The sequence below is a fragment of the Mesorhizobium sp. IMUNJ 23033 genome (genome assembly GCF_044778005.1).
Taxonomy (GTDB): domain Bacteria; phylum Pseudomonadota; class Alphaproteobacteria; order Rhizobiales; family Rhizobiaceae; genus Mesorhizobium; species Mesorhizobium amorphae_A.
The window spans coordinates 14,169-27,104 of record NZ_JBJACT010000023.1 but is presented as its reverse complement, the minus strand read 5'-3'; the positions used below and the strand labels follow the sequence as shown (position 1 = coordinate 27,104).

Genomic DNA, 12,936 nt, shown 5'->3' with positions numbered 1-12,936 from the left:
GCTGCGCTCGTCCTGCGCCGCCGCAAGGCATTTCACAGCCTTCCGGCGCAAGAAGCCATCCATGGAATACGGCGACCGCGCCCATTTCCTGAACGTCAATCATAGGATACATGCAGGGCATGACGCTCAGGATGGTAATGCTCGACGCCAAGCCGCTCGGCGCGGCGGATGTCGCCGAGATCGCACGGCGCAATGCCCGCCTGGTGTTGGGCGAGGAGGCGATGCGCCGCATCCGCGCGAGCCGCGCCGTCATCGAGCGCCTCACGCAACTCGGCAGGCCGATATACGGCGTCACCACCGGCCTTGGCGCCTGTGTCGACACGCCGCTCGCGCCGGCCGACCTGATCGCCTTCCAGCATAGCGTGCCGCTCAGCCACAGCATGGGCATCGGACCGGCTCTTCCGACCGAGGCCGTGCGGGCACTGATGGTGGCGCGCATCTCGGGCATGGCTGCGGGCGGCACTGGGGCCTCCGAGCATGTGGTCATGGGCCTCGTGGCGGCGCTGAACGCCGGTGTCCATCCGGTGATCCCCGCCTGGGGATCGATCGGGGCGGCGGACCTTGCGCCTCTCGGCCATATGGCAAGGGCCCTGCGCGGCGATGGCGAGGCGGAGTTCCAGGGCACGGTCATGCCGTCTGCCGAGGCGCTGACGCTTGCCGGGCTCGAGCCGCTCGACCTGCGCGAGAAGGACGGCCATGCCATCATCGTCGCCAACAGCCTTTCGACCGGAACGGCCTGCCTCTACCTCGAAGACGTCGCTCACCTCATCGACTGGTCGATGGCCGCGGTGGCGCTCAACTACGAGGCATTCCGTTCATCGCTGACGGCAATCGACGAGGACGCGCTGTCGGCCCGACCGGCGTTCGGCCAGCGCGAGATCGGCGCGCGCCTGCGGGCGGAGCTCGAGGGGAGCGGGCTGTGGAAGGAGAATGCGGCGCGGCGCATGCAGGATCCGCTCAGCTATCGCTGCGTGCCCCAGGTGTGGGGCGGCCTGCTCTACGCGTTGGAACAGGCAAGGCTGGCGACGGAGATCGAGCTGACTCATTCCGGCGACAACCCGGTTATCCTGCCTGCTGCCGAACGGATCATCTCGAACGGCAATTTCGACCTTACGGCGTTGACGCTGACCTGGGAACAGCTCGGGCAGGCCCTCGCGCATTGCGCGGTGGGCACCGCCAACCGCTGCATGAAGCTGATGTCGCCGACGGTGGCGGAACTGCCGCGCTTCCTGTCGGCCAGGGGCGGCAGCCGCCAGGGCTATGCCGAATTGCAGAAACCGCTCGCTGGCCTGGAAGCCGAGATCCGGCATCTGGCCAATCCGATGTCGCTCAGCCCGCTCGCCGTTTCGGACGGCATCGAGGATCAGTCGTCGATGGCGCCTCGGGTGGTGGCCAAGACCGCCGAGATCATCGAGCGCCTGCGCTATCTCGTTGCGATGGAGCTAATCTTTGCCGCGACCGGGGTGGAGTTGCGCGGCGTCGTCGACGGCATGGGCGTAGGGCCGCAACGCACCTATGCCGCCGTGCGCGCGCTCGTCAGCCCGCTCGACGACGACCGCGAGATGAGCGCCGACATGACGCGCATTGCCCAGATGGTGGCGGGGCCCCGGTGCTGAGCCGGCGTCCTAGTAAACCTTGAAAGCGTCCGCATCCGCTCGTGCATCCACGTCGGTGATCAGCATATGCCCCGGCGACACCGTGATCGAGATCGACAGCGGCACGAAACGGTGATGCAACCCGCGAAGCTGGGTGTGAAAAATGCGGTCATCGTCTTCGTGTCCGGCGCCGCCGCGCCGTGGCGTTGCGCTACGTCAAGGGCGAAACGCCGGTGCCGACGGTCGTTGGCAAGGGCCAGGGCCGCGCAGCCGACGAGATAATGGCCCAGGCGCGCCAGGCAGGTATCGCGATAGTCGATGATGCGGCCGTCGCCGAACCACTCTTCGAGGAAGCGAACACCGGATCCTATATCGGCCAGCAAATGTTTTCGCCGGTCGTTCGCCATCTCGTCCGGCACGGGCTCACATAAGGCGAAAACCCGCGGTCGTGCTTCAATTCCCGATTTGGCAGCGAACCTCGATGCGAACGCGTGTGCGAGGCTGGCGCCGCGATCCAGCGTCTTTGCAGCATTCGTCTCATCCTTGCCAGAAGGGCTTGGCGAGCTCTGCCTCGACCTGCCGTTTCGTCAGGCCGATATCGTCGATCAAATGAGGATTGTCCTTCGACATTTGCTCAAGTTCCCAACGAAAGCGCACCCGCTCGCGCCAGGTCCGATCGCGCCAGGTCGCGACAATGCTTCGCAGGGTCGTCAGGTGCCGGCGCGACATTTCGGCCAGCCCAACGGGCGTTTCCGGCCGCGCCGCCTGATGCGGGGCCGACGCAAGGGTATCGTTCATGGCAACCTCCATATGGCTTGAGGGTCTGGGACCCACGACCTGAAAGAGGTTGAATTCTGCCGAATGCGACCGCCGCCGTAATTAAGCCCTCCCAAATAGTTCTCAAAACTTCCAAACGGGGTTAGAGCAGTTCGCCGGTTCACGGAACCGGCGAACTGCTCTAACTCTTTGTTTTGACGCAATTCCGGACGCAAAACCGCTTCACACTTTTTCTGGAATTGCTCTATAGATGCGCCGTATGCAGGGAGAGCGCTTTGCCTTTGGTCCGTTCGTGCTTGATTCCGGTGCGGGAACGCTGCTTCGGAACGATGTCCCCGTTGCCGTTGGCTACCGCGGGCTAAGGCTGCTTGCAGCGCTCGTCGGACGGCCTGGCGAGATCCTGGGCAAGGCCGAGTTGATGGACGCGGCGTGGCCGGGCACGGCCGTCGAGGAAGGCAACCTCACCGTCCAGATCGCGCAGCTGCGCAAGCAGCTTGGTCCGCCCGCCGACGGCGGTGAGTGGATATCAACGGTTCCGCGCGTCGGCTACCGCTTCACGGGGGTCATCGAACAGCTCGGTGGCGCGAAGCGAAAAGCTTTGCCGCTGCCCGCGAAACCATCGATAGCCGTGCTGCCTTTCGTCAATTTCAGCAATGATCCGGAGCAGGACTCCTTCGCGGATGGGTTGACCGAAGACCTGATCACCGACGTGTCCAGGATCTCCGGTCTGTTCGTCATCGCCCGCAACTCGACCTTTGCCTACAAGGGAAAGGCGATGGACGTGCGCGAGATCGCTGAGGACCTTGGCGTGCGCTATTTGCTGGAGGGTAGCGCACGACGCGCCGCGGGGCGGGTGCGCATCAACGCCCAGTTGGTCGACGCGGTGAGCGGCGAACATCTATGGGCGGAACGCTTCGATCGCAGCCTGGAGGATATTTTTGCCGTTCAGGACGAGGTGACGGCCAAGATCGTGGAGGCGTTGCTCGGCCGGCTGCGCGCACCGCCGCCGCGCAATCGGCCCCAGAATCTCGAGGCCTATGACCTCTGCGTGCGGGCGCGCAAGCTGATCGACGATTCGCCGCAGACGGCGCGGGAAGCGCATCTGATGCTGACGCGCGCGGTTGCGCTCGACCCGGATTACGCCGAGGCCTATCGCTGGCTTGCCATGAACCACTGGATGGGATGGGTGCATTGGGGCGAACCCATCGAACCCAATCGTAGCGTTGCTCTGGAACTGGCGCGCAAAGCTGTAGCGATCGATCCCAACGATGCTGGCTGCCATTGGGTGCTGGCCAATTTGCTTGCCTATGAGCACAGCTTCGCCGAGGCGGATGCGGAATTTGCCAAGGCGTTCGAGCTCGACCCGAACGAGGCCGACGCCTGGGCGACATTGTCCGACATCGAGGTCTTGGCCGGTCGGGTCGAGGAGGGCCTTGAGCACATTCGCAAGGCGTTCCGGCTGAACCCGTTTCCGGCAAGCTGGTACTATCTGACGCTCGGCCAGGCGCAATATGCGGCACGCGACTACGAAGCCGCTGTCGAAACACTGCGCAGGGACGAGACGTACCGCACGAGCTCACGCCGTTTCCTGGCGGCAAGCCTTGCGCAACTCGGCCGGCTCGACGAGGCGCGCGCAGAGGTCGAAATGTTCCTCGTCGGCAATCCGCATTTCACAACCCGCCACTGGGTCTGGACGGAGCCATTCCGTGACGCTGCGACGCTTGAGCATTTCGTTGATGGCTTCCGCAAAGCCGGCCTTCCGGAGTGACGCGCCGGCGTTATCTTCCAAACGGCCATTCGATCCGAAGGCTGCCGGTCGTGCCGCCTACTCCTCAAAGCGACTCGTGGCGTCACGGTCGCGCTCGTGTCGTCTGGTGAGCGGAAACGGCGGCAACCAGGACTCGCGACGAGCGGTCCAGAGTTCATAGGTTGGCACCAGTTGGTCGGGGGCATCCAGGGATCCCAAATGCACTTCGATTTCGTCCCCGGTGCGTGCGAAGACGGACGAGCCGCAGCGGGGACAGAAAAACCGCCCGGCGTAGTCGCGTGTTTCGCCCTCGATCGTCACCGCATCCTGAGGGAACACTGCCGCAGCATAAAAGAGGGCGCCATGATGCTTGCGGCAGTCGAGACAATGACAGATGCCGACCCGGTATGGACGTCCCGACGCCACAATTTTGACGTTGCCACACAGGCAACCGCCGGTGAATCGGTCCATGCTGCGTCTCCTCCAAGATCAGGCGGCCAGAATGGCTACAACGAGCAGCACTGTCATTGCAATTGCCCGCAGCGGGCGGAGCCGCGGCGCCCCGACAGTGCAACAACGCTCAATCTCGCAAATGCGGGCTTGCGCTATCGGTAGGAGGTGCGGCTAGTATGTGCAGCCTGATCACTGGATTTCGAAAGGCCAGCCATGCCGCCGAGCGAAACGACTTCCCGCGAGCCGAGTGAGCAAACTGTTCTCTCTGTTCAAAACTTGACCGTCCGCCTGCCCGGAAACATGGAGCGTGAGAACGCTGTCGAAAACATATCCTTCGACATGCGCAAGGGCGAGATGCTGTGCATCGTCGGCGAGTCGGGTTCTGGCAAGTCGGTCACCGCAAACGCGATCATGGGCCTGCTGCCATCTTCGGTGCGGATTGCGCAGGGAAGCATCCGGTTCAAGGGCCACGATCTCGCCAGCGCCGGCGAAGTCGTGATGCGGAGCCTGCGCGGCCGTTCGGTCTCCATCATCTTCCAGGATCCGCTTTCAGCACTCAATCCGCTGATGACTGTCGGCCAGCAAGTGGCGGAGGTCATGGAAGCACATCGGTCCGGCACCTCGGCGACCCGCGCCAAGGCGGTTGTCGACCTGTTTGGCGAAGTCGGCCTGCCGGAGCCGGAGGTCCTGCGGCACCAATATCCGTTCCAGCTCTCCGGCGGGCAACGCCAGCGCGTCATGATTGCCATGGCGCTGGCGCTCGAGCCTGATCTTTTGATCGCCGACGAGCCGACGACGGCTCTCGACGTCACTACCCAGGCGCAAATCCTTGCCCTGATCCGGCGCCTGCAGCGCGAAAAGAACATGAGCGTCATGTTCATCACGCACGACTTTGGCGTCGTCGCGGAAATCGCCGATCGCGTCATCGTCATGGAAAAAGGCGCGATGGTCGAACAGGGCACCGCCGCCGACGTGCTTGGCAATCCAAGCCATCCCTACACCAGGCGGCTGATCGCCGCCGTCCCGCATATGATCGAGAGCGAAACGAAGCCGCGTGACGATGCGCCGATCGTGCTCGAGGTGCAGAAACTCGACAAGACCTATCGGCCGGGCATCGGCTTCTTCTCGCGGTCCCGCATCGTGCACGCCGTCAAGCAGGTCAGCTTCGAGGTTCGCCAGGGCAGAACGCTCGGCATCGTCGGCGAGTCCGGCTCAGGAAAATCATCGCTGGGTCGCGTCCTGCTGAAGCTGCTCGACAGCGACGGGGGCAGCATCCTGTTCGACGGCAAGGATATAGCGGCGCTTTCGGACTCCGAGTTCCGGCCGATGCGGCCGCACATCCAGATGATCTTCCAGGACCCGTTCGCCTCGCTCAATCCACGGCAGACGATCGCCAAGATCCTCACCGTCGGCCCGATGGCGCACGGCCTGTCCGCCAAGGAAGCGCGCGCAAAGGCGCTGCGTCTGCTGCGTCTGGTCGGGCTCGACGAGGGTGCCTATGGCCGCTTTCCGCACGAATTCTCGGGCGGCCAGCGTCAGCGGATCGGCATTGCACGGGCCCTGATGATGGACCCCAAGGTTCTGGTCGCCGACGAGGCGGTCTCAGCCCTTGATGTCTCCATCCAGGCGCAGATCCTCGATCTGTTGGCGAGCATCCAGGAAGAAATGAAGATCGCCATGATCTTCATCACGCACGACCTGAGGGTGGCAAGCCGCATCTGCGACGAAATCCTGGTGATGAACCGCGGCGAAGTCGTGGAGTGCGGCCCGCCTTCGCAGATATTCCGGTCGCCACGTCACCCCTATACGAGGCAATTGATCTCCGCCATTCCCGGCAAGGAATGGGTCCCCGCCGCCTGAGCCGACGACGACGCCGAAGATCTCCTGACCTTCCCTGAGCCATGAATGGCCGCGCTGGCAAAGGCGCTGCTGCAAGTCTGTTCTTCGATCGGGTCGCCGACGCGTGCCCGTCCAGGTCTGCTGTCGAGCAGAATAGTTGCGTTTGTCCACTAAAAGTAGTTGCATTTGTCCACTACCCGCTCAATCATGCCTGCGAAGACCCTCGACAACCCCGGATGGGGCTGCGGCGATCTCGATGAAGGCTGCCCACAACAGTCTCTGGAGAGTGTTCGATGCCGGTGAAGAAGAAAGGTCCACCCTATCCCGTCGAGACCGTCGGGCTGGATGTCCTTGAAGACACGTTGAGCTTCTACATCCGCAGCATCAACATAGCGCTTTCGCGCGATCTCGATGACCGCCTGGAAGGTCTCGATGTTGCCCGGGGAACGGGCAAGATCACCACCCTGCTGCTTGTCGACAGCCATCCAGGAATACGGCCCTCGGTCATCGCGCAGCTCATCATGCGCGATCGCTCCGCCATGGGCAGGCTGGTCGACCAGATGATCGATCACGAACTGATCACGCGTCAGGCCGCGCCGGACGACGGACGCGCACAGGAACTCCACATCACCCAAAAGGGGGCAGACCTCGCCCGCAAGGTGCGCAAGATCGCCACCAAGCAATCCAGCGATTTCTTCGCCGATGTGCCCGAGAAAGACCAGAAGCGTCTGCTGGACATATTGCGACGCGTCTACCGCCGCACCGCGGGACTCGACCAATGACGGACCCCACAGCACGCCGAGCCGGCCAGCGTGTGGCGCTCGTGTCCGGTGCCAGCCGCGGTATCGGTGCGGCTTGCGCGCGGCACCTGTTTGAAACGGGTTGGACTTTGTCGCTGGGCATGCGCAAACCGGTCCAGCCCGACTGGGCCGATGCCGAGCGCGTCCGCGTATTTGCCTACGATGCCGCGGACGCCGGCAGCGAACGGGCATGGGTCGACGGCACCATCCATGCCTTCAACCGGATCGACGCGGTTATCGCCAGCGCCGGCATCATGATCCCGAAGTCGGTCATCGACGCCGACGACGCGGATCTCGATCTCATGTTCGAGATCAACGTCAAGGCGCCGCGCCGTCTGGTACGCGCATCGTGGGCATCGTTTGCGGCGAGCCGCGCGGGCCGGGTGATCATTCTCGCCTCGCTCTCGGGCAAGCGGGTCAAGTCCGTGACGGCAGGTTCCTACTCGATCTCCAAATTTGCTGCCGTCGCGCTGTCGCACGGCATCCGGCAGGCGGGGTGGGACCTCGGGATTCGGGCGACGGCCGTCTGTCCCGGCTTCGTCGCCACCGACATGGCCCGCGGCGTCACCGATCGCGCCGATGCCTTGATGACCGACCCGGATGACCTCGCCCGCATCATCGGGCTGCTTCTCGATCTGCCCGACCATGCGAGCGTCGCCGAATTTTCCATCAATTGCCAGCTTGAGGAGTCCTACTGAGCATGCCCGGACCGTTCGTCGTCCCCGTTCATGGAGATACCGAGCCGCCAAAGGAGGTGGACTGCGTCGTCATCGGCGGCGGCATCATCGGCACCTCGACGGCGCTGGAACTGGCCGAGAGAGGCCTGCGGGTGGCCCTGTGCGAGAAGGGCGGCATCGGACAGGAACAGTCCAGCCGCAACTGGGGCTGGGTTCGTATTTCCCGGCGGGACCCACGCGAGGTTCCGCTGATGGCGGAAGCCCTGCGGATATGGGCGAGGCTCTCCGAACGGACGGGACGAGACACGGGCTATGCCCGGGCCGGAATTGTCTTCACCTGCGCGGACGACAAGGAATACGACCAGCACGAACGCTGGGGTCGCCATCTCGAAGGCTATCAGTTCGAGTCGCGAATGATCGGCGCCGGCGAATTGCGTGACCTCCTCCCCGGCTCCAATCTCGATGTCAAAGGAGCGCTCTACACACCTGCCGACGGCCGCGCCGAGCCGCAGAAGGCCGCGCCTGCAATCGCCGAAGCCGCACGCGAACGCGGCGCCGCCATACTGACGGAATGCGCGGTGCGCGGCGTGGAGACGACGAACGGCGCCGTTTCGGGCGTCGTGACCGAGCGTGGCTTCATTGCCTGCAAGGCGGTCGTTCTTGCCGGAGGTGCGTGGTCGAACCTGTTTTGCGGAACCCTTGGTCTCGACCTGCCGCAGTTGAAGGTCATGAACACGGTTCTTCGCACGACCCCGGTCGAGAACGGACCGGACCAGGCCGTGTGGGCTAACAACTTCGCCATACGCAAGCGCCAGGACGGTGGCTACACCGTCGCCTCCAGCATGAGCAATGTCGTCGACATCGTGCCGAACTCATTTCGCTATGCGCGCGATTTTCTTCCGGCCTGGAAGACGGAGTGGCGCTCGCTGCAATTCCGCCTGGGGGGCCGTTTCCTTGACGAGGCAAGGATGCCGACCCGCTGGGCGATGGATGAGGCGAGCCCCTTCGAATACTGCCGCGTGCTCGATCCCAAGCCTACCAAGAAAAGCTCGGAGCGCGTTCTTGCAAATGCCCGCAAGGCATTTCCGGTTCTGGAAAAGGCAGAAGTGGCGCAGCGCTGGGCCGGCTACATCGACGTCACGCCCGACGCCGTCCCCGTCATTTCGGCCGTCGACGACGTTCCCGGCTTTCATGTGGCGACCGGTTTCTCGGGCCATGGTTTCGGCATCGGGCCCGCGGCAGGCAGGCTGATGGCGGACATCGTCACCGGGCGGCCACCGATCGTCGATCCCAGGGATTTCCGGTGGTCGCGGTTTTCGGACGGATCGAAGGTCGCACCGGTCACTGGATTATAAGCGCTCCGACAAGAGAGCGTGACGCAGCGAAAGTGGAACACTAAAAAAGGAGCCTCCAATGTCAGACAAGAGCAGCAGCACTATCTTTCGACCAACGCGTCGTCAGGCGCTTGGAATGGCAATCGCCGGTGCCGCCGGCCTAACCATGCCAAGCCTCACGGGAGCAGGCAGGGCCCTCGCGGCAACGCCGCCGAGCGAGCCCAAGGGACAGGTGATCGTCGGCTTTTCCCAGGAGCCCACCGTCTTCAACCCGCATTTGCCGCACATCGAGGTCGATGAAGGCATCCACTTCAGCGTCTTCGATCCGCTTTTCGGCGTCGATCCCAAAGGCAATTTCTTCCCCGCGCTCGCCAAGGAGGTGCCGACCGTCGAAAATGGCGGCATTTCTGCCGACGGGCTCGAGTGGCACGTCAAGCTGCGCGACGACGTGAAATGGCATGACGGACAGCCGTTCACCGCCGAGGACGTCAAGTTCACGATCGAACTGCTGGTCGACCCGAAGTTTCGCAGCTGGCGACGCGCCGGCCACGAACTTGTCCAGGATTTGACTGTCGTCTCGCCAACCGAGATCAAATGGAAGATGAAGGAGCCTTACGCCCCCTACCCGTCGATCCTGGCAGCGACCTTCATCGTTCCCAAACATGTGCTCGGTGCGGCGGAGGACAAGAACACCGCGCCGTTCAACAATGCCCCGATCGGCACCGGCCCGTTCAAGTGGGTGGAACGCATGGCCGGCGACCATATCGAACTGGCCGCCAACACCGACTACTTCGCCGACGGCCCCTACCTGAAGAGCCTGATCTACAAATACATTCCGGATCTGACCGTGCTCTACACCCAGTTCAAGACCGGCGACATCGACGTCATCGGACTGCAGTGGATCACGGCCGACCACTATGAGGAAGCCAAGGCATTGAGCGGCACCGCGGTCGCCGTCATTCCCGCCGCCACGATCGAATCGCTCAGCTTCAACATGGAGCGCCCGCAGTTCAAGGAACTCGCCGTTCGTCAGGCGCTGTACCATGCGCTGGACAAGAAGACGATCATCGACGCCCTCTACTACGGGCTGCCGGCCCCGACCGAAACCTACATGCCGCAGCAGTCCTTCTACTACAATCCCGATTTGCCGAAGCAGGAATACGATCTGGACAAGGCAAAGAAACTGCTGGACGACGCCGGCTGGGTTCCTGGCGGGGACGGCATCCGTGTCAAGGATGGTGTTCGCCTCTCGTTCAAGAACTCGACCACGGCGGGTAATCATATCCGCGAACAGGCGCAGCAGTTCATTCAGCAATCGTATCGCGACATCGGCGTCGAGGTGGTGATCTCCAACCTGCCGCCGGCGGTGATGTGGGGCGACTACTGGATGAAGTCGGAATTCGATTCCGTCGTCGTCGGCATCAACTTCCTGACGGGCTCCGATCCCGACACTTCGGACTACCTCAGCTCGAAGTCGATTCCGGCCAAGGGCGGCTCCGGCCAGAATACCTGGCAGTATGCCAGCCCGGAGGTGGACAAGCTGCTTGAAACCGGCGGTGTCGAATTCGTGCCGGAGCAACGCAAGCAGGCTTACCTGAAAATCCAGGAGACCGTGCGCAACGACCTGCCATTCCTGCCGATGTTCCAATACGCGACGGTCCGCGGACACAAGTCCGGTGTCGAAGGCGTCGTGCCGAACATCAATGTGCGCATCGACTCCTGGGACGTGGCCACCTGGTACTGGGCATAGAAGCACAAAAGAGGCCGGGCCGGCATGACCGGCTCGGCCTTGGTGGCCGACAAGGGCGCCCTCTGGCGCGCCTGTAACCGACGGACAGCAAAACGGAGACAACCGGCATGCTTCGCTATCTGCTGGGACGCTTCTGGCAAAGCCTCGTCCTGCTCCTGCTGGTTTCGGTGATCGGCTTTGCCGTCCTGAACCTGGCTCCGGGCGGACCGCTCTCGCAATTCACCCTGACACCAGGGATGACGCAGGCCGATCTCGATCGCATCGCCTCGCAAATGGGGCTCGATCGACCTCTTCCTGTCCAGTACATCGACTGGCTGGCACATCTGCTTCGCGGCGACTGGGGGCGTTCCTACCGGGACGGCAGGCCCGTGCTCGACATCATCTGGGAGCACCTTGTCGCGACATTGCTGCTGATGGGTGTATCGACCGCGATCGCCATCCTTGTCGGCACCTGGATCGGAGTACTGGGCGCGCTCAGGCGATATTCGATCTTCGACTACGCCGCGACGGTCGGCGCGATGGTGGCGCTGTCGATCCCGACCTTCTGGTTCGGGTTGATCGCGATCTACATCTTCTCGCTGCGGCTCAGATGGCTGCCGGCCGGCAACATGTACACGATCGGCGATGGCTCGCTCGGCGATTACGCGATCCATCTCATCATGCCGAGCGTCGTTCTTGCGCTGGTCAATATCGCCGTGTGGAGCCGCTACATGCGCACCGCGACGCTCGACGTCATCAGCCAGGATTTCGTTCGTACGGCCCGGGCCAAGGGGCTGAGTTCCCGACGCGTGTTGCTTCGCCATATCCTCGGCAACGCCCTGCTGCCGATGATCACACTGCTGGGGTTGCAACTGCCGACAATACTGGGTGGCGCATTGGTGACGGAAACGGTCTTTACCTGGCCCGGCATGGGACGGCTGTTCCTCGATAGTCTCGGCTACAGCGACTACCCCGTCGTGATGGGCCTGCTGATGATGTCCGCGGTCCTCGTCCTGGTCGGCAATCTGGCCGCGGACCTCACCGTCGCATTTGTCGATCCGCGCATTCGATTGAGCTGAGGAGCGAAGCGATGACCCAGTCGGATTTCCTCATCCCCACCCACACCAGGCAGCGCTGGTGGCATAGCCGCAGCGTGTACCGATTTGCCCGTCATCGACTGGCGATGTTCGGCCTGGTGATGATCATCGTCCTGGTCCTCGCCTGCGTCTTCGGACCTTGGCTGCTGCCCTTTGACGATCTCTACATCGACCTGCGTGGCCGATTCTCGCCGCCGTTCACGGGCTATCATTTCTTCGGCACCGATCCGCTTGGACGTGACATCGCGGCGCGCCTGTTCATGGCCGGCCGCATTTCGCTGCTGGTCGGCTTCGCTGCGATGGTCATCAGCACCGTCTTTGGAACCGTGCTCGGGATTGCTGCCGGCTTCTTCGGCGGCCGCATCGGCACGGTGCTGATGCGTTTCGTCGACGCCATGCTGTCCTTCCCCAATATCTTCCTGCTGCTGGCGATGGCGGCCTTCATCAGACCGAGCCCGATCATGATCACGCTGATCATCGCGGCAACGAGCTGGATGGAAATCGCGCGCATCGTCGAGGCGGAAGTGCGTTCGCTGCGCGAACGCGACTTCGTCGTCGCCGCCCGCATGCTCGGCCTCAGCAACAGCCACATCATGTTTCGCGAGCTGCTGCCCAATGCGATCGGCCCGATCATCGTCGCTGCCACGCTCACCGTTGCCCGCGCCATCCTTCTGGAGGCCTATGTCAGCTTCCTCGGCTACGGCATCCAGCCGCCGCTGCCGAGCTGGGGGAACATGTTGAACGGCGCCCAGCAATATCTCGACAGCGCGCCGTGGCTGGCAATCGTTCCCGGTGCCGCCATTACCCTGGCGGTCACCAGTTTCAACTTCATCGGCGACGGGTTGCGCGATGCGCTCGACGCGCGAAGCGACATGCTGTGAGGCCGCC

Annotated in this window: 12 protein-coding genes; 10 read left to right on the top strand and 2 right to left on the bottom strand. The window is 63.3% G+C overall.

What is annotated here, in order from left to right:
* Positions 1-119: 119 nt before the first annotated feature.
* Together hutH and ACFX5Q_RS22950 are read left to right on the top strand one after the other, a co-directional pair.
* Positions 120-1,616, top strand: coding sequence for a histidine ammonia-lyase (hutH, locus tag ACFX5Q_RS22955; RefSeq protein WP_404281663.1), 1,497 nt, complete (start codon positions 120-122; stop codon positions 1,614-1,616).
* A gap of 179 nt (positions 1,617-1,795) precedes the next feature.
* Positions 1,796-2,026 (top strand): EscU/YscU/HrcU family type III secretion system export apparatus switch protein, encoded by a 231-nt coding sequence (locus ACFX5Q_RS22950; protein WP_404281661.1) that lies wholly within the window; start codon positions 1,796-1,798, stop codon positions 2,024-2,026.
* A gap of 106 nt (positions 2,027-2,132) precedes the next feature.
* On the opposite strand, the gene ACFX5Q_RS22945 is transcribed toward ACFX5Q_RS22950, so the two are convergent.
* A complete protein-coding gene (locus ACFX5Q_RS22945; RefSeq protein ID WP_404281659.1) occupies positions 2,133-2,393 on the bottom strand; it encodes a DUF1127 domain-containing protein in 261 nt (86 codons plus the stop codon).
* A 229-nt stretch (positions 2,394-2,622) separates the two neighbouring features.
* On the opposite strand from ACFX5Q_RS22945, the gene ACFX5Q_RS22940 reads away from it, so the two are divergent.
* Positions 2,623-4,140: a winged helix-turn-helix domain-containing tetratricopeptide repeat protein gene (locus ACFX5Q_RS22940; RefSeq protein WP_404281657.1), complete on the top strand. Its 1,518-nt coding sequence runs from the start codon at positions 2,623-2,625 to the stop codon at positions 4,138-4,140.
* 57 nt (positions 4,141-4,197) lie between these two features.
* On the opposite strand, the gene ACFX5Q_RS22935 is transcribed toward ACFX5Q_RS22940, so the two are convergent.
* Positions 4,198-4,590, bottom strand: a complete 393-nt coding sequence (locus tag ACFX5Q_RS22935; RefSeq protein ID WP_404281655.1) for a GFA family protein — start codon at positions 4,588-4,590, stop codon at positions 4,198-4,200.
* A 195-nt stretch (positions 4,591-4,785) separates the two neighbouring features.
* Between ACFX5Q_RS22935 and ACFX5Q_RS22930 the strand changes: the two genes are divergently transcribed.
* The 7 genes from ACFX5Q_RS22930 to ACFX5Q_RS22900 all read left to right on the top strand — a co-directional run bounded on the left by ACFX5Q_RS22930 (position 4,786) and on the right by ACFX5Q_RS22900 (position 12,929).
* Positions 4,786-6,432 (top strand): ABC transporter ATP-binding protein, encoded by a 1,647-nt coding sequence (locus ACFX5Q_RS22930; RefSeq protein WP_404281653.1) that lies wholly within the window; start codon positions 4,786-4,788, stop codon positions 6,430-6,432.
* Positions 6,433-6,704: 272 nt separating this feature from the next.
* Positions 6,705-7,193 carry a MarR family winged helix-turn-helix transcriptional regulator gene (locus tag ACFX5Q_RS22925; RefSeq protein WP_192179748.1) on the top strand — a complete coding sequence of 163 codons (489 nt, stop codon included), beginning with the start codon at positions 6,705-6,707 and terminating at the stop codon, positions 7,191-7,193.
* A complete protein-coding gene (locus ACFX5Q_RS22920; RefSeq protein ID WP_404281651.1) occupies positions 7,190-7,909 on the top strand; it encodes an SDR family NAD(P)-dependent oxidoreductase in 720 nt (239 codons plus the stop codon). Before ACFX5Q_RS22925 ends, ACFX5Q_RS22920 begins: the two co-directional genes overlap by 4 nt.
* A 2-nt stretch (positions 7,910-7,911) precedes the next feature.
* Positions 7,912-9,243, top strand: coding sequence for an NAD(P)/FAD-dependent oxidoreductase (locus ACFX5Q_RS22915; RefSeq protein ID WP_404281649.1), 1,332 nt, complete (start codon positions 7,912-7,914; stop codon positions 9,241-9,243).
* Positions 9,244-9,301: 58 nt separating this feature from the next.
* Positions 9,302-10,972 carry a peptide ABC transporter substrate-binding protein gene (locus ACFX5Q_RS22910; protein ID WP_404281647.1) on the top strand — a complete coding sequence of 557 codons (1,671 nt, stop codon included), beginning with the start codon at positions 9,302-9,304 and terminating at the stop codon, positions 10,970-10,972.
* Positions 10,973-11,079: 107 nt separating this feature from the next.
* Positions 11,080-12,030 carry an ABC transporter permease gene (locus ACFX5Q_RS22905; protein WP_404281645.1) on the top strand — a complete coding sequence of 317 codons (951 nt, stop codon included), beginning with the start codon at positions 11,080-11,082 and terminating at the stop codon, positions 12,028-12,030.
* Between the two features lie 11 nt (positions 12,031-12,041).
* A complete protein-coding gene (locus ACFX5Q_RS22900) occupies positions 12,042-12,929 on the top strand; it encodes an ABC transporter permease (RefSeq protein WP_404281643.1) in 888 nt (295 codons plus the stop codon).
* The last annotated feature ends 7 nt before the right edge of the window (positions 12,930-12,936 follow it).